Genomic DNA, 890 nt, shown 5'->3' on the forward strand with positions numbered 1-890 from the left:
ACTACAGCAGCAGGCGCTGCCGCAGTATTCTCCTTAGCTGACGAAGAAAAAGCTGGACAAGATGACGAAGTGACTGAATCTAGCGAATATGAAGCAAACCAAGTAGCTGAAAACACTACAGGCACATCTTCAGCCTTACGAGGTTCATACAAAGTAGGTCAAAATGCAGCAGCTGTACGTCAACCTTATCAAGCAACTTATACAGCAAGTGAAGGTCCTATTTCAGCCATCCGTAACCACTTTACGGTAGAAGCGTCTGATTATAACGTAGGAAGACCAGCACAAGAAAAGCCTAGCTTTGACTTGAATGCAGGTCCAGCATCAGAATCAGCAGCTGTACGTCACTCATACGTAGTGGGCGGCCAAGCGAGCTCAGATGATGCTTCAAACAATGAGGCGCAAACGCTGGGAAAGAAACCTTATAACATTATGGGCTACAACACACCAGACCGTACCGATTTTGGTAAAGTTGAACAGGCTAAGGATGTTATTCTAGCAGCAGACAAGGCTGAATCAGGTGAAGACGGTATGTTAAATCCTGGTGATTTCGATAAAGATGTGGATTATGATCCAGAAATCGATCCAGATCATCAAGACTAATTGAATGCTTGTCAAAAAACAAACCACCACCGTTCTTTTATATAAGGAGGTGGTGGTTTTGGATATGTTGGATGTTTCCATGCAACTGATTGGTAATGTTGGCTTTCCCATATTTGTGTCGATTTACTTGATGACGCGAACAGAGAAAAAGCTGGATGACCTAATCGCAGCCGTCGAAAAACTAGCACAATAGAAAAAGGCGTCTAGCCCATTCAAATTCGAATGGGGCTAGGCGCCTTTTTTAGTGCTTATTATGCTATTTATTTAAATCTTGATCAATATCTAACAGA

At 42.7% G+C, this 890-nt stretch carries 1 protein-coding gene and 1 pseudogene; both read left to right on the plus strand.

The genetic code is table 11. The features are described from left to right. A pseudogene (locus ACRCJ0_RS16130) lies at positions 1-600 on the plus strand (DUF975 family protein); the annotation flags it as partial. 64 nt (positions 601-664) lie between these two features. Further along, on the plus strand, positions 665-793 hold the full coding sequence (locus ACRCJ0_RS16135) for a YvrJ family protein (protein ID WP_003143129.1): 129 nt from the start codon (positions 665-667) through the stop codon (positions 791-793). Positions 794-890: the final 97 nt, after the last annotated feature.

It is taken from the genome of Aerococcus sp. L_32 (assembly GCF_050689315.1).

Bases quoted from the DNA above. Each gene is read 5' to 3' on its own strand.
- ACRCJ0_RS16135 (WP_003143129.1), top strand. From the start codon at position 665: ATGTTGGATGTTTCCATGCAACTGATTGGTAATGTTGGCTTTCCCATA.